This is a genomic window from uncultured Methanobrevibacter sp., assembly GCF_937906425.1.
Classification (GTDB): domain Archaea; phylum Methanobacteriota; class Methanobacteria; order Methanobacteriales; family Methanobacteriaceae; genus Methanobrevibacter.
On sequence record NZ_CALCYR010000123.1, the window covers coordinates 1 to 25123 of the forward strand.

General features: G+C 31.7%; 8 protein-coding genes. All 8 read right to left on the reverse strand.

From position 1 onward, the window contains the following. Nucleotides 1–237: 237 nt before the first annotated feature. The 8 genes from Q0138_RS03320 to Q0138_RS03355 all read right to left on the reverse strand — a co-directional run bounded on the left by Q0138_RS03320 (nucleotide 238) and on the right by Q0138_RS03355 (nucleotide 24484). On the reverse strand, nucleotides 238–702 hold the full coding sequence (locus tag Q0138_RS03320; protein ID WP_297980903.1) for a hypothetical protein: 465 nt from the start codon (nucleotides 700–702) through the stop codon (nucleotides 238–240). 337 nt (nucleotides 703–1039) lie between these two features. Next, on the reverse strand, nucleotides 1040–1876 hold the full coding sequence (locus tag Q0138_RS03325; RefSeq protein ID WP_297980906.1) for a F420-dependent methylenetetrahydromethanopterin dehydrogenase: 837 nt from the start codon (nucleotides 1874–1876) through the stop codon (nucleotides 1040–1042). Nucleotides 1877–2166: 290 nt separating this feature from the next. After that, complete coding sequence (locus Q0138_RS03330) at nucleotides 2167–2805, reverse strand: DUF6198 family protein (protein ID WP_297980909.1); 639 nt, start codon at nucleotides 2803–2805, stop codon at nucleotides 2167–2169. Between the two features lie 208 nt (nucleotides 2806–3013). Further along, entirely contained in the window at nucleotides 3014–3907 is an 894-nt protein-coding gene (locus Q0138_RS03335; protein ID WP_297980912.1) for a hypothetical protein, read from the reverse strand. A gap of 486 nt (nucleotides 3908–4393) precedes the next feature. Then, nucleotides 4394–5518, reverse strand: a complete 1125-nt coding sequence (locus Q0138_RS03340) for a hypothetical protein (RefSeq protein WP_297980914.1) — start codon at nucleotides 5516–5518, stop codon at nucleotides 4394–4396. Between the two features lie 103 nt (nucleotides 5519–5621). Next, on the reverse strand, nucleotides 5622–6881 hold the full coding sequence (locus Q0138_RS03345; protein ID WP_297980917.1) for an oligosaccharide repeat unit polymerase family protein: 1260 nt from the start codon (nucleotides 6879–6881) through the stop codon (nucleotides 5622–5624). Between the two features lie 858 nt (nucleotides 6882–7739). Then, a complete protein-coding gene (locus Q0138_RS03350) occupies nucleotides 7740–21545 on the reverse strand; it encodes a right-handed parallel beta-helix repeat-containing protein (RefSeq protein WP_297980921.1) in 13806 nt (4601 codons plus the stop codon). 2249 nt (nucleotides 21546–23794) lie between these two features. After that, nucleotides 23795–24484: a hypothetical protein gene (locus tag Q0138_RS03355; RefSeq protein WP_297980922.1), complete on the reverse strand. Its 690-nt coding sequence runs from the start codon at nucleotides 24482–24484 to the stop codon at nucleotides 23795–23797. Nucleotides 24485–25123: the final 639 nt, after the last annotated feature.

Genomic DNA, 25123 nt, shown 5'->3' on the forward strand with positions numbered 1-25123 from the left:
AAAAGAAGAAATAGCAAAAGCAAAACAAGAAACATACACAAAAGCAAAAGAAGAAATAGTAAAAAACCTAATTAAATACGAAATCCCTCTAGAAATAATAGCAACAGCAACAAATATGAGCCTAAATGAAATAGAAGCGATTTCTGAAAAAACATTATAAATAAGAATCCTAAATGGAATCTTATTTATAAAAAATTAATTTTTAAAATTTATCCAAACACATTCCATCAACTACTTTTATCTCACCCTTACATTTCGGACACTTATTTTTGGATAAGACATATTTTTCAATTTCCCATTGCAGTTTGGACAAGTGTAGCTCTTATTTGAATGGAAATTTCTTGAAAAATCCACAATGTAAAAGTCATCCCTTAAATCATCGGCCTTCATAAAAGGCTTTAAATATTCATTTGAAAATTGTTTATCATTTACCAATTCACTTATTTTATCCAAAGCGGAATCATCATTGAAAGGCTTTCTTATAGTGGATATAAGAACCAGCTTGATTTTTTTATCACAACTTGGACAATAGCTTTCCACAAGGTCTCCTGAAATCTTTGAATCAATATCAAGATCCATGGTTGTACTGAGCAGAATATATTCCTCAATCTTATCGTCATCATTTAGGCAAAAAAGCAGAGGCCCCTGATCTTTCCATCTAAATCCACAATCTTCACATTCAAAATAGTCTATTGATGGCATTAAAACACCTTCCCCATTAATAATTTAAAAAATTGAACAATGAAAAAATTTATAAAAATAGTTTGTTTAATTAAATATAAATAGTTTGTTAAAATACGAAATATATAATGAGCCCTAAAACTATTGCTTGAGTGAAAATTATAAAAAAAGACTTTTTTAAAGAAAATAAAAAAATAAGAAAAGTTTTAAGATTTGTCGATTTGAGATTTTATTGATTTGATTTGAGCTAATATTTAAAAAAAACTTTTCTTAAAAGAAATAAATTAAAACAAATAATAAAGAAATAAAGAAAAATAAGTAGCTTAAAGCTACTTAAATCAAAACACTAATTAAAAACTTAGAGGTCTTCTGGTTTGCAGATTAAATCTACTTTACAACCAGTGTTTCCTTCTTTCATGTGAGGAGTTCTTAATACAGTGTCGTTGGATTTTTCAATATCTCTTGCTTCTTGTGCTAATTTAGCAGCACATGCAGCCATTTCGTGAGCAGCAGCTACTAATGGGATGAAGTTTTCGAAACCTTTGGTCATGAAACAACCTTTCATGTCTAAGTTTGCGACAGCTCCAGCCATTTCGTATGCAGCAATAGCTTTTGCTTTTGCGTATGGGTTTGCAAATTGTGCAGCTTCAACAGCTTTTTCAGCAGTAATAATGAGTTTAGGTAATTCAATTTCTTCTCCAGCATCTGCAGCAGCAATTACACCATCGAGAGTGTTTTGTACTAATCTTAAAGCACCAGTTTCTGCTAATACTTTTAAGATGTCTGCATTAAAGATAGCCATTTCAGTTGGGTCTAACCATTCTCTTTTTGCACCAATCATAGGGTCAGACATTACAATAATGTAACCTAAACCTTGTTCATCCATTTCATCTTTTTTACCTTTACCAGGTGCGTCACCAATGATAATAGCAGGAATATCTTTTTCAGATAATAATTCTCTTGCTTTAGCAGGACCAGGTGCTCCTGGGTTTGGGCTAATGAAAATACAGAAGTCAGGTTCGAATTGGTCGAGTTTAGGTACGACGTCTTCAACTTGTTCAGGGTTCATTTTAGCTCCAGATCCAAATACTCTTACATCGATGTTTGGTCTGTCTGCTCTTTCGTCTAATAATAAATCTAATACTGGTGAAGTACCAATATTACCACTTTTTACAATACCAATTTTAACAACCATAATATCACAATTATATGTATAGTTTTTAGTTATTAAATAGTTTAATTTTAAAATTAAATCAAAAGATTTATATATTAGAAAAAAATTTTAAAGAATAATAAAATAGTTGAATAAAAGTAATAAAAAATAGCTTGAAAAATGGCTAAAAAGCCATTGTTTTAGGGAATTTTTAAAAAAATCCTATTTTGTTGGAAAAGATTAAAACAATTTTTGAAAAAAGAATTTTAAAAGTACTTATAAGATATTAGAAAGATTTGGAAATAATTTCATAGAGAAAATAGGATAGAAAATCATTCCTCCAGATAATTGTCAATCTTATATCCAAATATCCTATTATAAAATTGAATTATAAAACCAACAGCAATAGCTGCAAAGACTGTTCCTTCACGAACTCCAGCCAATCTATGCAAGAAGAGATAGGCAAAAACAATACCCATAATCACCATGGATAAATCGAAAAAGGGTTTCACCTTACCAAAATCCTTATTTAAAACTTCAGAGATAGCTTGAACACAACCATCACCAGGAAGCATGGTAATATCGGATTTTACTTCAATATTTAAACCGAATGCCAAAACAAAAGCTCCTAAAATGCATATTAACCATTGCTCCAAATAATTGCTTGGGACCATGGATGAAAGAATCCATAAATTAAAGTCTGTCATGTATCCAAATAGAATGCAGACAAAGATTTGGGAAATCTGCTTTAGTTTAATTTCCTTTAAAAGAGCCATTTGGAACAAAACAAGAAATACATTAAAAATAATGGTGAATTCCCCTACACTTAGCGGAAATGCCAGGGAAAGAACATATGGCACACAGGATATTGGAGAAGTTCCTAAATCAGACTTGATTGAAAAAGAGATACCTAATGACATTAGGCTTACTCCAACAATAAGCAGAACATATCTTATAAGTTTTTTATTCATAATAATTACCTGTATATATTAATATAACTAGAAATTATTATTTAAAACTTATTATTTTTAAAAATAAAAGAAAAATAGGCATTTATATATAAAAAAGAGCTTTTATGAACAAAATATAAAAATATTGAAAAATAAGTGGAAATTGTTTATTGCAAATGAATGGAATTTTAAAATTTCTAAAAAAATGACTTAATTTAAAAAAGAATTTTTAATTTTCATATAAATCTTTTTTCAAGACATCAATCTCCTCAAAATCCAAACCAGAAATCTCAGATATTACCTCAAAAGAAAAACCCATATCCAACATTTTTATAACAAACTCTTCCGTCCTTTCCATCTTACCCTCCAATTTACCATCATTATGAATATCCTCGTCTCTTTGACGAATAAGCCTATCAATCATATTACCATGCACAAATAACCTCTCCAATTGTTTTCTTTTTTCTTCATTCTTTATGTATCTCCTTCCAAAAACATAATTAGTCTTCTTAATGCCAAAAACAAGATCATATCCATAATCATCCTGAATCTCATTCATCAGAGTTAAAACTTCCAATATAACATCATCCAGACTTTTATCTTCTAGGTCCATAAAGGCAATAGTCTTCAAATCTATTATATCTTCCTTATTGAAGCCCTCTTTATTTTTGATTTTTTCTTTAATCCTATTTAAAGTTTTATTTCCGTTTTTATGCTTTAACATATGTACTGGTATAGTAAACCAATCATTATGGTGCCAATTAAAGCTTAAATCCTCTAAATCTGTGTCTTCTGTACAAACAACATATGTAAAATTCTTTTTACCCGCTTGATTTGAATTGGCCGCATATCTCAAATATCGAATCTTATCCTTGGCATTTGGAATCTTACTTTCAAATTCCAAATCAACCAAATTCCCATCAGTGTCAATGAATGCATAATCCATAAAATATGCCTTGCCATCAGAACCTAGGATTTCAGGGCTGACCAGTTTCTCAAACTTGTGTGGAATCTTCAATCCTTCCAAAACGTCATCCACATCAAATCTCATCAGATCTTTCAATTCCTTATCAACGGATTTATCCATATAAAAGACATCCGAAGACTTGTTTTTTTCACTCATATAGCCACCATAATAATTGATGAATATTTTTTTATTTGACCTATAAACTATTTAAATGTTTTTATTTCACTTTTATTGAATTTTACACTTTTATTTTAAAATTTTAATGAAATTAAATTTTTATTAAATGATTTAAAGTTTTTAAATTAATTTAATTTTACTAAAAAAAGTCAATATTATAATTTTTTAGTGATTTAAAAAAAATTGTGAAAAATTTAAAATGAATATAAAAATTAAAAAAAAGAAACTAAAATTTAAAATTACAATAAAAAAAATAAAAAGAATGAAAAAATTAAAAAAAGAAACTAAAATTTAAAATTAAAATTAATATAAAAATAAAAAGAAAATAAAAATTAAAAAAAGAAAGAAAAAAGCTAAAAAAATTTTTAAAACAATAAAAATTAAAAATAATGAAAAAAAAATCAAAAATAGAGTAAAAATTAAAAAAATTAAATTTTATTAAAAATCAAAAAATAGTTTTAAAAATTATCTGAATTCTTTTCTGCTGTTCCAAATCTTTTTAGTAGACGAAAATCCGCTTTTTTTAAATTTGCCTTTCTCAAAACCATTAATTATATCAACCAAATTATCAATGGCCAAATATGCATTTTCAATCAAATCATTTTCATTTGATTCATGATTCAATAGCTCAAATGCCTTTGGAATGTCCTCAATTTCAACGATTGGAATGTCTAAAAGATTTGCCAAATCCACACTTCCATGAGTCTTATGAAATCCGCTGATTTTTAATGAAGGAATCCCAAACACTCCAGCCTCAATCACCATTCCCATCCCTGCAGCAAAAATAAGGCTTGAAGCTGCATTCATGAAACTCAATAAATCAACATACTGTGGAAGAACCTTAAGATTTGGAGATAGGACAAAACCCTTTACAAAGTCTCTGTCAAACCTATAGGGAGCAATCAGAGTCTTTAGATTCAACTCTTCCAAGGATCTTATCAAAGGCTCAACATCACTGTCCTTTAAGTCTCCCCCCAAAACAACCAATACAAAATCCTTTACACCATATTCAGCATAGATTTCATCCCTTTCAATAAGATTGCCATCATCAATATGTTTTTTAACATAGGCCGCCATAGGATACCCTGAAATATTAACTACATTATTTAAGGCATAGCTTCTCTCAATCAAATCCTTATAATCATCTGATGGAACTGTTACAATATTTGCATGGGATATGAATTCAATTGGATTGTAAATGTCCTGTTCTATATGAAGTACAGGAATGGACAATAGATTTGCAGCTAAAATTGCCTTTCTAACATCTCCAGCATTACCTGCAGTTATTAGAAGATCTATATTTTTTCCCCTAAGTGCATTGAAAGCCTTTAATATGTCTCTAAAAATCAGATAAGCTAATTTAGGACCGGAATTCCTCTCTCCACGACGACCTTCCCCAATGGAAAAGACCTGATTACAATAGGGCTTCAGGAATTCACGGGAAGACTCTCCATGATATAGGCCATAAATCTTGTTAATTTTAAAATCAAGATTTCCATCCTTTTCCAATTCCCTTAATCTCTCTATAAGAGGAATAATTGTTTTTGAAGGGGTAATCTCACCTGCAATAGCTATATTCATTGATTTCATTTAAATCCAATCCCAAATGATTATAATAATTTAATTAAACTAAAAATCAAAAATTAATTCTCAAAACCATTAAAAAAACTAAAAAATATAAAAAATCAAAACCCTAATTCTCAAAACCATTATAAAAACTAAAAACTATCAATAAAATAGCAATAATATAAAAAATCCATACGACTACATCAGTAGGACCAGTTTCTATCCAAATAATACTTTGTGCAAGAAGAATTCCATAAATTCCTGCATAAAGTTCCCTTTTATATTTTGCAATTGAATGCAATGTCTTTAATATAAATCCAATCAAAAGCATCTGAACTGACATTCCAACTATTCCAAAATCCATCAATGCAGGACCGAATATTGTTGAAGTGATTGAATGGTTTCTTCCAAGCAATGCAATTCCAACCAAATTTCTTGGATCGATATGTGTAAAAAATCCTGTCAATGTGGAATAGAAAAGTGTGCCTCCGGTTACAAACTGATGCTCGACGGCTCTCTGCAGGACATTCAATGTAAATGCAGCCCGGTATGATAGAAGTTCAAGTGGATTCAAGCTCCAGTTTTGCCAGCTAATAGCCTTTACAGCTATGAATCCTACACCTATTAGAATTGCAATAATTGCAAGAGCCAAAAATATCTGATGCCTTAATTTTATATTTCTTGTATAAAATAAAGTTATGAATATAGATAAGAGGATTGTTATAGGTGTAGTTCTATAACCTGTTAAAGCAAATAAAAGCAAGCCTAAAAATACTAAAAGATAATGGGAATCTCTATTGAATCGTGCAAGGAGTATGTTAATAGATGGAAGGAAAATTATGTAGGACAAAAGCCATAACTTTGTAGCAGCCCTTGCCTTAAGGTTTGCATCGAATAATGGTATTCCTCCCAGAAGGGAAATGTTGACCACCTGGAATAAAATCCCCAATAGAACAAATCCCATAAGTGTTAATTCATTTCTGGAGTATGATCCAAAAAGATTCAATTTTTCAGGAATTTCTGAATTTAATTTTATTTTGTCTTTAAAAGAATTTAGTAAATTTTCATTATCTTTAAGATTATTTGATGAATTTATAGTACCTTCATGAGTATTTGATGAATTTTTATTTTCTTTAAAAGAATTTAATGAAGAGCCATTATTTGGTTTTGGATTTAATTTCCTGTTTACAATAAAATTACTCAAGAATATTCCAAATGCAAAAAACAAAATCCCTAATCCAATATAAAGATATAAAGACATTTTAGGAGCAGGTAATCTATTTGAAAAATACCACATTGGAATAGCTATGACAACAAATAAAAATACCATTATTGCTAAAATAAATGGATGAAAAATGTCTAAAGTTTTATTTGAGTTTAAATTCATAAAATCCCTACTTAAAATATAAAATAAATTTTGTTTTAACTATTATAATAATTATTCTATTAAATTAAGTATGGTTTGGAAAATATTAAGAACTATATTAAAGTTAAAAAAAGTATACAGAGATTGTATAACATAGTTAAGTAATATTTTTTAAAAAAAGCCTACCTTAGGCAACAGCCTAAAATAGGCTTAAACCCACTGAATGGGCCTTATGAAAAATAATTATATTGTTTTAAAAACAATTTTAAATAAATTATTAATTATATAATCCCAATGATTTAAAAATACCTCAAAACTAAGTGATTTAAAAATTAATAGATTATTTCAAACTAATTGATTGAAAGAAACCTCAATCTAAGTGTTTGAAAATTAAAATATTATTCTAAATCAAATGAATCGAAAATACAATTAATTTTAAATCCCCAAATAATTTATGTAAATAAATTATCTTTAAAGCTAATATTCTATAATTATTTTATATTAAAATCCCATAATAGAATCTTAATTTAGATGAAATAATAAATTATAAAATTTCATTTAAAAAAATTTTAAATTTTTAAATAATCATGACTAAATTAAATTTTACTAATTTATTTTAAAGAGCCTCTGGCCCTTTCAAAAACTTTTGAAAATAAAACAAATAAGGAATTTATTAAAATAACAAAAACATTTGAAAACAAAAACAAAATAACAAATCCATTAAATTAACAAAAACTTTTGAAAGAGTCAAAAATTCTTATAAAACCTTAAAACTTTTTTTAGAATTTAAACTAATTTTTTTATTAATATTTTAACAAAATTCTTATTTTAAAAAAATAAAAAATTAGAAGAGAAAATTAATTCTCTCCTATTTTAAGCTTATTCTCTTTTTCTGTAAATCGGACAAATTCCTAAGATTGCAAGAACTAATAATAAAACCATTATTGGGTTTCCTGCCTTAATGCTTGCTAAACCTGTAAGCTTTTCAGAAACTTTTGCATGATTATTGGAATCCTCTGAAACTGGAGTGTCATCTGTGTCATCTATATCATTTTCATCTGTGTTATTTTCAGGCACAGATTTGTCAATGACTTCAGTCATATTTGTAGCGTTAGCCTCTCCAGTCTGATCTGATTTAGCAGTTACAGTGTTGGTGAAATTACCTGCCTCTTCAGTGTCAAAGATTACTGTAAAGCTAGCGGATTCACCTGCTGCAAGACTTGGATATGTCCATGTAGTTCCTTCATTAGCCCATTTGCCTGTTTCGTCAACAAAGCTGTAATAGCTTAATCCTTCAGGAATGACCTCATCTACAACAATATTTGTTAATTCACAATCTCCATTGTTTTTAACAATGATTGTAAATTCGGTCTTTTCACCTGCGTAAACAGTCTTGTTCAATGCAATCTTCTCAACAGTCAATGATGGAGTGAAGACATTTGTCTTATTGTTTGCTGTTTTGTTTCCAGTAATATTGGAACCTGCAGTTACTGTATTTACAAATTCACCTGATTTGGTGGTGTTAAATACTACTACAAATTCGGAACTTTCATTTACAGCCAAACTTCCATCATAAGTAAACCTATTGGAGTCAGCATCATAGGACCATTTTCCACTTTCATCAACAAAGTCCAGATAAATCAATCCATCAGGAATTTCCTCTTGAACAAATACTTCGGTTAAGTCACAATCACCGGTATTGCTTACAACAATGGTAAATTCTGAAGTGTTTCCATTAAATACTGTTTCATTCAATGTGATTTTTTCAACATTCAATGAAGGGCTGTATACAACGGTAGTGTTGTTGTAAGTTGTACTGTTAGGAGTTTCACCGGATTCAACCAAGATCTTATTGTTAATTCTGCCGGAAGCGGTAGTGTTATAGATTACAATAAACTGTGCAGTTTCACCAGGTTGAAGTGTGCCATCATAAATCCATTTACCTGTTTTATTGATGTAATCAATGTAGATTAAGTCATCTGGAGCAAATTCGTTTATGATAATGTCAGTAAGGTTAGTGTCTCCTGTATTGGTAATTGTAATTGTGTATGAAGTAGTGTTTCCTACATATACAATGTCATCGTTTGCTGTCTTGTTGATTTCAACGCTTGGGTTTAATACCTTGACAGTGTCATTATCGCTTACATTGCCTGTAATGTTTGATCCTGCAATAGCTATATTTGTGAATTCACCACTGACATTGGTGTAGAAGACTACAGTAAAGTTAGCGGATTCTCCAGCTTTCAATACGCCATCGTAAATCCAATGAGCGCCATTGTTAAACCATTTATCAGTTTCATCAATGAATCCAACAGCAATTAATCCTTCAGGCCAACTGTCTTCAACAAAGACCTTGGTCAAGTCACAGTCACCAGTATTAGTGACAATAATCATGAATTGTGCTAATTGACCTTTGTTTACGGTTTCATTCAATGCCACTTTTACAACACTCACATCAGGAGTGTAGACAATGGTGGTGTCATTGTAAACAGTCACATTAACTGTTTCATTGCTTTCTGCCACAATTGTATTGTTGATTAGACCTGATTGAGTAGTGTTGAAGATAACTAGAATTTCTGCACTTTCTCCAATTCCAAGAGGAGCATCTAAAGTCCAAGTGTAACTAGTTTCATCAAATGTCCATGAACCTGTTTTGTTTTCATATCCAAGGTATATAATACCTTCAGGAATGTTTTCAGTGACTTTTACACCGTTTACATCACAGTCACCAGTGTTTACAACTTTAATTACATAGGAAGTAGTGTTTCCATTGTAAACGAATTCATCATTTGCAAGCTTTTCAATCTCAATTGATGGAGTGAATACATTTGTAGTGTTGTTTGCAGTGACATTTTCAGTAATGTTTGAACCTGCAACTACAATATTGGTAAATTCACCGGATTCGGTAGTGTTAAAGATAATTGTGAATCTGGCGCTTTCACCAGCTTCCAGAATTCCATTGTAAGTCCATGTGAAAGTTTCCTCATCGAAGGTCCATTTATTGTCCTCATCAACATAGCTGAGGAATACTAATCCTTCAGGGATATTTTCAACAACAAATGGAGAATCGATTTCACAGTCACCGATATTGCTTACGACAATAGTGAACTCAACGGTTTCTCCATTGTAAACGACTGTGTTTTCAGTTAATTTTTCAACAGACAATTCAGGTTTGTAAACAACGGTAGTGTTGTTGTCTGCAGTTGAATTAGGAGTATCATCAGAACCGCCGATAACGGTATTGTTGATTTGACCTGGCTGGGTGGTGTTGAAGAATATAGTAAGTTCAGCACTTTCGCCAGGTGCAAGTACACCATCAAATACCCATTTTTCCTTGCAGATAAACCAGTTGCCGCTTGTGTTTTCATAGCTTAGGTATTCAAGTCCTTCAGGAGTCAAATCATCAATGAATACATGGGTCAAGTCCTCTTCACCTGTGTTTGTAACAATGATTGTGTAGGATACAATTTCACCCACATAGACTGATTCATTGTTAGCAATCTTTTCAATGCTCATTCCAGGGTTAAAGATTACTTCAGTAATGTTTTCAGCTTGAACATCCTCATCAGTTTCCTTACTGTTAGCAACAACCACATTAGTGAAGTTTCCTACCCTAGTGGTGTTGAAGATTACAGTGAATACTGTAGATTCGCCAACAGCCAAAGTGCCGTTGTAGATGTAAACGCCTTCATTCTCATACCACATATTGGACTGATCAACAAATCCAACATAAACAAGACCATCAGGAATGATTTCCCTAACTGAAACTTCAGTCAAGTCTTCCTCACCGATATTGATTACAGTTATGTTGAATTCAGTCAATTCGCCCTTGTGAACGGTTTCATTCAAAGTGACCTTAATGACTTCAAGAGCAGGATTGAAGATTACAGTTGTAGTGTTTTGAGCACTTGCCTCTTCAGTTTCATTGCTGTAAGCGCTTACCTCATTAATGAATGAGCCTGTTTCGGTAGTATTGAACCAAACTGTAAACTTAGAGGAATCTCCAACAGCCAAAGTGCCATTGTAAATCCATTTACCATCATTATAATACCAAATGCCATTTTCATCCTCAAAGGAATCATATACAAGCTCAGAAGGATAAGTATCTACAACATAAACATCAGTTAAATCCTCTTCACCAATATTGCTTACGACAATAGTGAATCCTGTCAATTGACCTTTATGAACGGTTTCATTCAAAGCGATCTTAATGACTTCAAGAGCAGGATTGAAGACTACTTCAGTATCGTTTTCAGCTTGAACATCCTCATCGGTTTCCTTACTGTTAGCAACAACCACATTAGTGAAGTTTCCTACCCTAGTGGTGTTGAAGATTACAGTGAATACTGTAGATTCGCCAACAGCCAAAGTGCCGTTGTAGATGTAAACGCCTTCATTCTCATACCACATATTGGACTGGTCAACAAATCCAACATAAACAAGACCATCTGGAACTTGCTCTCTGATGTAAACTTCAGATAAGGTAGCGTCTCCTGTGTTGTAAAGGGTAATGTTGAACTCAGTCAATTCGCCCTTGTGAACTGTCTCGTTCAATGTTACTTTTTCAACCGCCAAAGCAGGATTATACAATACTTCAGTAGTGTTGTTAGCTGTCTTGTTTTCAGATTGATCTGAACCTGCAATAGCTGTGTTGTTTACAATTCCGCCTTCAGTTGTATTATAGAATATTGTTAGCTGAACTGTTTCGCCAGGTGCAAGTACACCATCGTAAATCCATTTGTTTTTACATATGAACCAGTTTCCTGTAGTGTTTTCATAATCAAGATATTCAGCTCCTTCAGGGGTCTGGTCATCAATGAATACATGAGTCAAGTCAACGCTACCAGTGTTTGTTACATTGATTGTGAATGAAATTGTTTCTCCCTTGTATACAGTGTCATTGTTTGCAATCTTAATGATTTCCAATTCGGTTATGATTACTTCTGTAGTGTTGGAGGAGTTTACAAAGTCTCCAAACTCATCTGCAGTAGCAGATACATTATTAGTAAAGTTACCCACTTCAGTAGTGTTGAATGCAACTATAAATGAAGCGGTGTCTCCCACTTTAAGTATGCCATCATAAATGAATTTAAGGCCTTCGGAATCGTCTAAAATCCAGGAACCTGTTCTGTTAGTGTAATTGTAGTAAACCAATTCACTTGGGTATGTATCCAATACATAGAAGTTTGTGAGATTGGAGTTTCCTTCATTTGAAACGAAAATGAGGAATTCGGTTAAGTTACCTGCTCTTACAGTCTCATTCAAGGTGATTTTTTGAATAATCACATCAGGCTTCAATACGGTAGTGCTGTTTGTTGCAGTTACATTTGAAGTTTCACTGGAACCGGCAACTACAGTGTTGTTGAATACTCCCTCTTGAGTAGTGTCGAAGACTACAGTGAAGTTAACGCTTTGGCCAGGTTCAAGAACGCCGTCATAAATCCATTTGTCAATGCCATTGAAGAACCAATTGTCAGATGATGGAACGAATGTAAGATTAGTCAAACCTTCAAATGACTCTTCAAGCACAAATACATTGGTCAAGTTAATGTTACCTATATTTTTAACCACAATTGCAAATCCTGTTTTTTGAGAGAGAAGGACAGTTTCATTTAATGTGATTTTTTGAACTGTTAACGGATTAATCACTTCAGTACTGTTGCTTCCTGTATAGTTTTCGGTTTCATTAGAGCTTACAACAACGACATTAGTAATGTTTCCGCTTTCAGTTGTATTGAATCTTATAACAATTTCAGAATAGTTATTAGGCCCTAAGTCCCCTACTAATGTCCAGCTTCCATCTTCATTCAGTATCCACTCACCGGTCTTGTTAATATAATCGATATATTCAAGGCCAGCAGGGACAATATCAGTAACGGTCACATTGCCAATTGCCTTGTCTAAGACATTTGTAACACGGACAGTATATTCGGCAATGTCTCCTAAAATAACTGTTTGATTGTTGTTAAGGATTTTTTCAACTTTTATACCGTTTACAGTTACATATACAGTAGTTTCGTTTCTTGAACCAAACCTGTCACCGACAATCAATGTGTTTGAATAGTTACCTGCAGCAGTTACATTGTAAGCAACATCAATGCTTACAGAAGCACCTGGCGCCAATACCTTTTGATATGTCCATTTGGAATTGTCTTCATCATATGTCCAATCGGAATTGAATTGGAAACCGCGACTGTCATTCCAACTTACAAGAGCATGTGGAGCTGCAAAGTTATCAGATATATATACTAAATCTGCAGTGGTATTTCCATAATTGCTTACAGTAAGTTTAAATCTCATAAGCTCATCAGGAAGAGTGTTATTATCCAATGCAACTTTATATGCACCTAAATATCTGTAAATAGGGCCGCCAACACCAGTTCCATTACCATAACCGTTTTGCTCTCCAACACTGATACCATTGCTATAACCCGCAGCATAGGTGGTGTTCAATACAAGAATAATACTTGCAGAACCGCCAGGACCTAAAGGATCTTGTAAAGTCCAGCGAGCATTACCGAATGAGCTTCCAATGGATGGGCCACTGTAATACCAGTGACTGTTCATATCAGGACCGCGGCTGTCAGTCCAATTGACTAAAGCCATATTAGAACCTGATAAAGTATCAGTAATGTAAGTTCCATGAGCTGAAATATTACCTTGGTTAGTGACGGTAAGCATAAAGGTAATTGTATCTTCAGAAATATCCAAAACAGTTTTATAAGCACCGAGATATCTAGGTAATGAATCGCCTAAACCTGTACCGTTTCCAGCACCATATGCACTGACTGAAATACCATTACTGTAACCACCAGCAGTAGATGTGTTTAAGGTAAGGAATATTGTACGGGCAGCGCCAGGCGCCAATGGATAATTCAATCTCCAAGTTCCTGAAGAGAATGTATTGCCTGCATAAGGTCCGTAATAAGTCCAATCTGAATTATAGCTTAAGCCACGAGCATCTGACCAGTTGACTAAATTCATATATGGGCTGGATGGATTATCATAAATGTATACATTATCCAAGCTAGTGTTTCCATTGTTTGTTACAGTTAAAGCAAATGTTATAATATCTGCCCTAATGTCAACCACAGTTTTGTAAGCTCCAATATATCTGGTGATGTTACCGGTAATGCCAGTACCGTTTCCTCCATATATAGTAGATACGGACATGCCGTTACTATAACCGGTAGCATTGGAAGTGTTAAATGTAATTACAATACTTGCAGATGCTCCAGGCCTTAATTGTTTAGTGTAAGTCCAATTATAATAGGTATAATTTCCAGAATTGGTAAATCCCTTAAAAATCCAATCAGACTTAAATTGAGATCCCCGATAATCTGTCCAATTAATATATTTTAAATTACATAAATTTCCATTTGTTATTCCTCTAAATAAACTATCTGTAAGGTTGAATCCATTAGCAGTAATATTACCTTGATTAGTAACAGTCAGCAAGAAACTGATAGTATCGCCAGATTGTTCTAATACAGTCTTGTAAGCACCTACATATCTGTTAAGTCCACCACCAAGACCAGTACCATTACCAAAACCATTGGTTTCATTAACAGATAATGAATTTGAATATCCTGATGCATTAGAAGTGTTAAATGTAAGAACAATACTTGCAGAACCGCCAGGACCTAAAGCTTGCTGTAAGGTAAAATTATAAAAGAAATAAGTTTTATTGGAACCGAAATTGCTAATCCAGTCAGAATTATGGGAAGGACCACGACTGTCAGTCCAATTAATGAAGGTAATGGTATGATTTTCCCCATAATTATAGAGACGGTCGTATAAAGTTACATTATGAGCAGTAATATTACCTTGATTAGTAACGGTTATCATGAACTGAATAATGTCATCTTTAACAGAAAGTACAGTCTTATAAGCACCTAAATATCTGGTAAGTCCACTACCAAGACCAGTACCATTACCATAACCATTGGTTTCATTAACATATAATGAATTTGAATATCCTGATGCATTAGTAGTGTTAAATGTAAGAACAATACTTGCAGAACCGCCAGGACCTAAAGCTTGCTGTAAGGTAAAATTATAAAAGAAATAAGTTTTATTGGAACCGAAATTGCTAATCCAGTCAGAATTATGGGAAGGACCACGACTGTCAGTCCAATTAATGAAGGTAATGGTATGATTTTCCCCATAATTATAGAGACGGTCGTATAAAGTTACATTATGAGCAGTAATATTACCTTGATTAGTAACGGTTATCATGAACTGAATAATGTCATCTTTAACAGAAAGTACAGTCTTATAAGCACCTAAATATCTATTTAAGGGACCTCCAGCACCAGTACCATTCTTCTGACCATCACGATCCCCTACCTTAATACTATTTGAATAACTTGAAGCGAATGTAGTGTTTAAGGTAAGCAATATGGTAGCTGAACCGCCAGGACCTAAAGGATCTTGTAAGGTCCAGGTTGCACTGCTAAAGTTTGAACCTGCATTAGGTCCGTTATAATACCAATGACTATTATAATCTATTCCACGGGCATCGGTCCAATTGACTAAAGGCATAACATATGAATTACTTTCAGAAATATAGGCACCGTATGCAGTGCTGGAACCTACATTGCTAACTGTTAGAGCAAATGTAATAAGCTCTCCTTCAATTCTTATAACATTCTTGGCAGCATTCAAATAAACATAAGATACATTAGTCCAGTTTGTAGCGTTATTGGTTGGACCATTAGGGTTGTATACTAAAGCGGTATTGGCGAACATGTTACCGGAATGAGTAGCATTAAAGATTACTATGAAACTTGCAGACTCATGAGGCAATAAAGGTTCATTCAAGTACCAGTTGTATGATGAAGGGCCATAAGACCATGTATGATTGTCAAAACCATTTGTCCATGACATATAATCCAATCCATATGAACTCCAACTTACATCATTAACACGGGCATTATATGCAGCAGCTTCACCAATATTGGTAATTGTAATAAGGAACCTTACAGGGTCTCCGACACTGACATTAGTGTCCAAAGTGTCTTTTCTAATTACTAAATAAGGACTTACTCCGTGGATAATCTCTTCATCAGCATCCCAGTTTGTCTCATATGAAGTCACATTAATTTTATTGTGAATAGGAAGAGTTGAATTGTCTTGACTGTAAAGGGGCGGAACGCTTGCTCTGAATATAGCATAGAATGTTACGGTTTCACCAGGCAATAATGTTCTGTTCAAGTACCATATCAATCCGTCTTCATCCTTGATCCAGTCTTCAGGACTGCCATCAGCTTTAATGGTGTTGTTCCATCCGATGAATGTAAGTAATGAATCAGGAATGTCCTTTACAGTTACATTGTGTAAATAAATCTCTTCATCGTTTGTTACGGAAATGGTATAGTTTACATAATCTCCATCCTGAACGGTGGTTACATTAGCTTCTTTCTCTGGAGTTAAGTGAGGAAGGTCTATTTCTCCACAGCCGTTAATGATAATCAAGTTTTGTCTTGTAGTAGGGTGGATAACTGTATAGATATCACCGCAATACCATTCACCATTAATCCAATTGTCCCCATTACGCAAAATTGTGTTAGGATCATTTACAATATCAATAATGTATTGAATATCAGGGTCTTGACTGTTTAAGTAATCTTCATCAGTGAATGTAAAAATCAATTCCTTAATGTTCCAACGTTGGAAGGATTCCTTGAGGAGAATTGCAACCTTTACATAGTCTCCAACATAGGAGCCGTCCAAGCTGTTTCTAATGAAACTGGTACTGTCGATTGCAATTCCTGTTGTACCGTTCATTTCCCAAGGCATTGAATTGTTGAATTCAATACAGTAACCGTCAGCACCTAATTCATCAGCGCCTGCAAGGGATAGGATATAGTGTCCGTTATAGTTAAGGCTTACATTCATTATTGGACTGCCATGGTAAATGAATACCTCGCCATCATCCAAGGTGTTGTTGATTAAAACTGAATAGCGTTCAACCACAGTATGATTGGTACAGTTACAGCTACCGTTAAACTCTTCCAAACTGCAGCTGCAGTTTTCATCACAGCATTCATAAGCATCAAGACTGCAATTACATGTAATGTTAGTTAAGTTGTAATTTTGGAGGTAAACGATTGATTTGCCTATGCTTGCATTGTTTCCTTCAAATGTGTTATTGATAATGGTGTCATTAATGGTTAAAATAGCTCCAGCTTGGTAAGCTGAATTGTTTATGAATGTATTGTTAATTATTTGAGAGCTGTTTGAACCGATTGCACCAGCGTAAAGGAATGCTGTATTGTTAATGAATGTGTTGTTAATGATTGTGTTGTTTTCCCCACCGGAACTTATTGCACCGTCTCCATAACGTGTCGCATTGTTTGCAATGAATGTGCTGTTTGCTATTGTACTGTTTGAAGCGTATAAGACTACAGCACCACCATCTTGAGCAGAGTTGTTAATAAATTGACTGTCATATATGTTAAATTCAGTGTTATTATACAATTCAGGAGCAAACTTATCATTATAATCAACAAATATTGCACCACCAAGTCTGGCTGAGTTGTTTATGAAAGTTGAATTTGCCATTTCAACAAAACCGGTTTTATTGGTGAATATTGCACCACCCTCATTTACAGCAGAGTTGTTTATGAAGGTGTTGTTTGTATGATTAAGATTTCCTACATAAATCAATGCTCCACCTCTGTTTGATGCAGTGTTGTTGATGAATGTTGAATTTGCTAAAGTACCGTTGCTGCCTGTCCAGTAAAGAGCACCAGCATCATTAGCAGAGTTGTTTATAAAGCTGGCATTAGTTAAAGTACCGTTAGTACCAGTCCAGGTCATTGCTGCACCAGTGCCATTTTTATTAGCGTTTGCAAGTCCAATATTGGAAATGTTTACATTATCCGCCCTTACATCAAGGACATAGGATGAACCCTTAGCATCAATTATCACATCACCTAAGCCTGTAATGTTCATGGCTTTTGTGACATTCAGATTGCTTTCATTATAAGTTCCCTCATTAATGTAGATTGCAGGAACAACATCATTTTGGGAAGCGGCCTCAATAGCCTGTTCAATGCTTGCAAATGGGTGTTCCTTGGAACCGTCATAGTAGTCACTGCCATTGGTAGCAACATAGAAAGGACCGAAATAAGGTTCGCTCAAGAAAGTGAGTGAGCCGGTCTCAACAGTATAATTGTTGCGATCAGGATTAATGTTGATTGTAAGTGATCTGTAACTACCGTTTACAAAGTATTCCCCATAAGCTGGAGAGAATACCTTAATTAGAAGGTCGTCTGTAAGATTTTGCATCAGTGTAGCATTATAATGGTTTAATGTCACATTGACAAAACCGCCTGCAATGCTGTTATTCATGTCATCAAGCAATTCAACGCTGAGATCATAAGCGGTAATACCTTCCTCAAGAACAACGGTATCATTATGCATTAATCTTAAGGTGGTTCCGTTAATTGAACCAATGTTATAAATATTTCTGCCTAAGCTTGCATTGGAATCGCTTATATTGTTTCCGCTAAGCTTTAAGTAATTACCGCTGTTGTAAATGGATCCACCCCTATCAGCAGCTGTGTTGTTTACGAATGTGGAGTTTTCCAGTTTACCATAGCTTCCAGACCAGTAAATGGCTCCACCATCAGTGGAACTATTACCGTTTGCAAATTCCAGATTTGTTATGTTTACATAATTTGCTGAAATGTTAAAAATTCCATTATTTCCTTGAGCATCAATTATGACCTCACCAATACCTGTAATGTTTACAGCCTTGGTGATGTTTAAGTTACTTTCCTTATAGTTTCCTTCCTTGATAAAGATTGCAGGAACAGCATTTGTTAAATTTACTGCCTTAAGTGCAGCCTCAATACTTGCAAATGGATGATCCTCATCCCCGTTATTTGAATCACTGCCATTGGCGGCAACATAAAATGGGCCATAATATGGCTCGGATATCCATTTGATTACAGAGGTCCTTGCAGTGTAATTGTCATTTGAAGCAGGACTTACATAGTTGTGATAATATTTAGGAACAAACAAGTACTCCCCTACACCAGGTGAAGCAATATTGACTGTAAGATTTTCATAAATGTCGGCAGAGCTAATTACATTTGTTCCATTTACTGTAACATTAACAGAACCTCCATAAATAGGATTGCCCATATCATCAGTAACAGTGATTAAAGCACTTACATAAGGCATGCTTGTTTCTACAGTTGAATTGTTTAAAATAGTCACAACCGCTCCATTAATTGAAGAATAAGAAAAAGCAGAATAGATATATTTACCAGAATTACCATTAGAATTATTAATGCTGTTGTTTGATAAGGTTAAATTAACAGCATAATTGCTTATGGTACCACCATAGTAAGCAGTATTGTTGTCAAATTCAGAGTTTGTCAATTTACCATTTGCACCATTCCAATAAACAGCACCACCATACCTATTAAATGAAGATGAATAAGTTATGGCCTCATTATCCTCAAAACTTGAATTGTCTACAGTACCGTTAAGACCGCCCCAATATACAGCACCACCATAAGAATAGTCCTGATAGGATATAGCAGTGTTGTTTTTAAATTTAGTGTTATTGATTGTACCATTTGCACCAGTCCAGTAGACAGCACCACCATAAGCAGAGGAAGAACTTGAATAAGCCAAGTTATTTTCAAAGCTTGCATTGTTTAATGTACCCTTTGCACCACCCCAGTAGACAGCACCACCATAGGCAGTACCTGAATAGGTATAATTTGTATTCCTTACATTGATGTTGGAAATGTTGACATTGTCTCCAGTCACATAAAGTGCCCTTCCAGCATTGTATGCATCAATACATACATCACCTAAACCTGTAATGTTCAAAGCAGAGGAGACAGTTAAGTTATTTTCATAATAGGTTCCTTCCTTAATGAAAACAGCATGTGTATTGTTTGTCATGGAAGCCGCCTTAATAGCTTGGCTAATGCTTGCAAATGGATGATCCTCATCTCCCTTATTATTATCACTACCATTGGTAGCAACATAAAATGGACCAGCATAAGGATCCAGGAATTCTATGACTCCGGTTTTTACATTAGCATTTAAGGCACCGGAATAATTACCATTTACCAGATAGGTTCCAGCACCAGGATTTGAAACTGTTAAAGAGAGGTCTCCATCAACAAGTGTTATGGAACCTGCATTGCTTTCATTTAATTTTACATTTACTGTCTTTCCATAAATTTGATTGCCTACATCATCTGTTACAAGTACAGGAATAGCGACTGAAAAAGAGTCAGTTGTTATGGTTTCATTGTTTAAGAATGTTATATTGAGGGTGTTAATGCTTCCCCCATTGTTATTTACATAATTTCCATAGCTCGCCTTTGAATCCTTTACTGTATTGTTTTTTAAAGTTAAATTAGTGCCGGTGTTATAGATTGCTCCACCATAATAAGCACTTGTATTGGTGAATCTGTTATTTTCCACAATTGTATTGGCGCTAGGGTTTTCAATAGCCCCTCCATAGTAAGCGTAGGTGTTTATAAAATCATTGTCAGAGATGTTTGCAACACTGTTACTGTATACATAGATAGGGGAATGTTCATTACCGGAATAAGTTAAATTAATGTTTTTAAATGTATTTCCGCTAATATTGGATTCACTGGACTGTAAATAAATAGATGAATACATATCTGAAGAAGTTCCATTCCTATTTTCAAAAACATTGTTTTCTATAGTGGAATTACTGCTTAAAGAGTAAATGCCATAATATCCAGTAAAGTTTTTAAATTCATTGTCTGTAATGTTCCCATTGGAATTTAGCATCCTTAAAATACTGCTTTCAGAATTGCTAAACTCATTTCCACTAATTTCTATATTAGAACCGACAGCACCTATGATGAAACTGCTTGTACCGGAATTGACACTTGCAAAGGTGTTGTTTTCAAATACCACATTATTTGAATCCATAATGTTAATTAAAGGATCTAAACCACCAGTACAATTTCTAAAGCTACAGTCGGAAATGCTGATGTTCTCAGTTTTGTTAATAAGCATAAACCTTGCATAGGAAGCGGTTCTGTTAAATGCAATTCCTTGAATTTCAATATTAGAACCTGTAATGTTCCACCCTACATAGCTGTTGTAGCTAGCAATGTTAAAGTCAACAATTACCCTAGCATGATTGTATGCTTTAATAGTTAGATTATCACGATTGATTTTCAATGCTGTATTGTTGTAACCGGTATAGTTACCAGCTCTCAATACTATTGTATAATGACCATCTTCAGTCATGGCATCCAAAGCCTTTTTGATTGTATTATATGATTTCAGCATGCTTCCATCAGCATCGTCTGGACCATAAGGACTTACATAAATGACATGATCTGTATCATCTTTAAGTTGATTTGAAGACTTTGGAGTTGTTTTACTGTCTTCATCACTTAAAGGACTCTCGGACAAATTTGTATCCTTAATATTATTTTCATCACTTAAAGGACTCACGGACAAATTTGTATCCTTAATATTATAATTTTCCTCAATTGCATCTGAACCATAGGCCGCATCAGTATCCTGAATGACCCTATCTGCAGATACAATATCATTTGTGCCTTCCTCTGTTAAATTAGTATCAGCTGCTGAAATTGCAGAAACTGATAGAATCATAAGTATTAAAAGAGAAAGACAAAGAAAAAACCTTTTTTCTCTCATCATATCACCGAATATTTTTTAAAAAAATATTTAAAAATTAATTAAGCAATAAATTTTTTAATCATTTAAAAAGAATATTTTCATCTTAGTGTAATTGGTTTAAACAAAGTTTTATCTAAATATTGAATTAAAAATCAAATGTTTTTCTAAAAAGTGAATACTTAAACTAAAAAAACAACATAAATCTAAAAATTAAACACTTAAACTAAAAAAACAACATTTATCTAAAAATTAAACACTTAAACTAAAAAAACAACATTTATCTAAAAATTAAACTAAACCATTGAAAATCTTAAAAATAGAAGATAAAAAAGTGAAATAATTTTAAAAAAAAGGATAACTCATTCAGTGAAAGTTTTAATAAAAGCTTTGAATGAAAATGAATTTTATTGAAAATTAAAAATTAAAAAATAAATTTCTACTTTTTTAGAAATTTAAAAAAGACCATTTATAAAAGCACTTTTTATAAAAATCTTAATAATCTTATCTCCAATTATTCAAAATAATTAAACTATTTGGAATGACTTTTAATCCCACATCATAGCATCCGCAAATATTTAAAAAGAGAATGTGAATTGCAATCTCAATTAATCATAGAACCATCATTTAAGTTAAACTATTTTTAAAATAATTTTTAAAATCTCCAAAATTTAAAATCCCTAAAATAAAAAATGAAAAATATTTCAAATTATTAAATTTTTTTTAAGTTTTTTGCAAAAAAATTTTTTCCAATTATAAATTTTTTTAAAAATCTCCCAATTTTTAAAAATAAATTTAGACTCCCAACTAAATTTTCTCTTTCACTTCACTGCAATAATTGGAAAAAATTCCAAATTAAAAAATTTAACATAAGAAAATTTACTGTAAAATTCATGAAATGAAAAATCAGATCAGAAAAAAAACTTGTTAAAAATTCATGAAATGAAAAAATCAAATCAGAAAATAATTTTCAAAATAATAAATGATTAAAATTTTTCAAATTTATTTATTTATTTACTTAATAAAATGCCATTTTTGGCAAAAAGTTCAACATACATTACTTAAATTAAAATCCCTAAAATTTTTAATCCCTTAAAATTTTAAGGAACTTTAATACCTAAGTCTAGAATCCCAGATCTAAACTTAAAAAAATTTCAACTACCTAAATCATGAATTTTTTTACCTTCTTAGAAAGTAAAAAAATGTAAGAGTAAAATTAAGTCAAAAATTTTTTGTTTAAAAAAAAATTTTGTTTGTAAACAAAATAATAATTAAACTTAAAAAATGCATTTTAATTTAAAAAAAATGCTAAAAATTTTATACAGTAAAATAGATTGTAGAAAAATAAGCTTTTATTTAAATACAAACTTTTAAAAACTGTACAAATATATTAATTAACTAATTATTAAATTAAGTTAACAACATTATAATTAAGAATTAATTAGGTATATAAATATTATCAACTAATAAATTCTACAAGAAATAAGAAAAAATACAGACAAAGGAAAAATTTATATCTAATAGAAAAAGAGAAAAAATAAAAATTATAAAAGATCTGTCCTGAATGAGAAGAAAATTCTGAAAAAATATTAAAGTATACAAGGAAAAAAATTAAAAAATTATTTATCACGATTTATCATGAAAATGATAAAAAAATCAAAAAAGTAATACTTTTTTTATTAATAATTCATGACATTATCATAAAAATGACAAAAAATTAAAAAAAATCAGAAAAAATAGATGTTATTACAAAAGATCCGAAATGATAATGAAAATAAATTAACATGATTATACAGTGTTATTATCAATTTGAAAAACCTGATTTGAAAAATGAAAATTTTTACACTTGAAATCTATGTCCAAAATCCTTAAAATTCCAAGATTTTCAAAAATGATATTATCACGACCACTCATTTTACAGTTGAAATCCATGTCTAAGAGTTACAAATTTAGAAAAAAGAAATTTAAAAAAAGATGTCATTAAAATTCATATGATTTGCATATAAAAAGAGTGAATTTGTGTTATCATGATAATAACATATTTTTAAATATAATTTTAAGAAAAATTTCAGTAATTCCAATATTGAACTAAAATTTTAAAAATAAAAATTAAGAAAACTTATCCAAGAAAAATTACTTAAAAAAAATAATAAAAAAAGAAAGAAAAGAAAAAGTTAGTTAAAGTACAAAAAATTTAAAAAATAATAAAAAAAGAAAGAAAAGAAAAAGTTAGTTAAAGTACAAAAAATTAAAAAATAAAAAAAGAAAAATTATTCATTTTTCTCTGCTTCTAAAACATAGGTTTCCTTAACGTCTTCTATTTTTAAATCACTGTCATCAGGGATTCTATTTAGTAAACGATCCACAAAACCTCTATTTTTATACCTTTCAATTAAAAGCCTGTCAGCAGTAATGACCTTATCCTTATATGCAATATCTTTTAAAGCATCCTGAAGCTGCTGATTAAGGGTACTTAATTGTTTATCCTTTTCCATGACAATATTGTCATTTCTGGATCTTTCCTTGAAAATATCTTCCTGAGCTTTATCCTTGGCCTTATCGGTTTTTTCTCTTTCAAGCCTAATTTCCTCATTAGCTTGAGTAAGAAGCTTATCCTTCTCATCTATAATATCATAACATTTTTGAATGGAGATTTTATTTTCTTCAATCAAATCAATGATTTCCTTATTTTTAGCAGCAATTTCCTTATTGCTTTCCTCCTTAACATCATTGATATTTGAAGTTACCTCACTACGACTTTCCTTAAGTTCAGAAATAAGATTATTGTTATCTTCAATAGTTTTTTTCAAACCATCTATTTCATCGAGAAAAGATTCATATTCACTTAAGCGGAGAATCATTACCTTCTCTCCACCTTCAAACATATCCTTTTTGGATAAATCTATACGGTAAGTGAAACTATTTCCCCTTTTATATTGTTTGACTTCTTTTTCCAACATAATAATCATCACAAGAAAAAATAAAATCTTAATAATATATATGATAACTCATTGCATATAAACTTGACTTAAATGCATATACAAATCATATTTATGATATTAACAAATAGTATCAAACATAAAAAGGAAAATAAATAGACTATAAAAATAATAATGAAATTTGAGAGGATATTTTGAAAAAATAAAGAAATTAATTAAGAAAAAAATTTAAGATCTTCAATGACTGGAAAAAAATGATTTGACGATGAAGAGTTAAAATGATAATAACATGAAAAAAAAATGAGAAAAAAATGAGTTACATCAGAAAAAATCAGCACAAAAAGGCCGACAGTTATATTTCAAGTGTAAAATTTGATATTGCAGGATTTGAATATTGATGATGTAAAAAAATTATGAAAAAAACTTTTGATATTAACATTATGAATAAAATGAAAAGAAGATTTTTCCAAGCTTTTTCAAAAGTAATAAAAATTAAAAAAATTCCTAAAAAAACCATGAAAAACTAGGTCAAATATAGGGTATAATGTATAAAATTATACATGTAATATCATTGAGTTAATTGTCAACACATAAAATATGCAAAACATCATCATTGAGTTATCATAGTATTCTTGAGTAAAATTATTTAAATAAAAAATT

Coding starts and splice junctions, on each gene's coding strand:
- Q0138_RS03320 (WP_297980903.1), bottom strand. CDS start 702: ATGCCATCAATAGACTATTTTGAATGTGAAGATTGTGGATTTAGATGG.
- Q0138_RS03325 (WP_297980906.1), bottom strand. CDS start 1,876: ATGGTTGTTAAAATTGGTATTGTAAAAAGTGGTAATATTGGTACTTCA.
- Q0138_RS03330 (WP_297980909.1), bottom strand. CDS start 2,805: ATGAATAAAAAACTTATAAGATATGTTCTGCTTATTGTTGGAGTAAGC.
- Q0138_RS03335 (WP_297980912.1), bottom strand. CDS start 3,907: ATGAGTGAAAAAAACAAGTCTTCGGATGTCTTTTATATGGATAAATCC.
- Q0138_RS03340 (WP_297980914.1), bottom strand. CDS start 5,518: ATGAAATCAATGAATATAGCTATTGCAGGTGAGATTACCCCTTCAAAA.
- Q0138_RS03345 (WP_297980917.1), bottom strand. CDS start 6,881: ATGAATTTAAACTCAAATAAAACTTTAGACATTTTTCATCCATTTATT.
- Q0138_RS03350 (WP_297980921.1), bottom strand. CDS start 21,545: ATGAGAGAAAAAAGGTTTTTTCTTTGTCTTTCTCTTTTAATACTTATG.
- Q0138_RS03355 (WP_297980922.1), bottom strand. CDS start 24,484: ATGTTGGAAAAAGAAGTCAAACAATATAAAAGGGGAAATAGTTTCACT.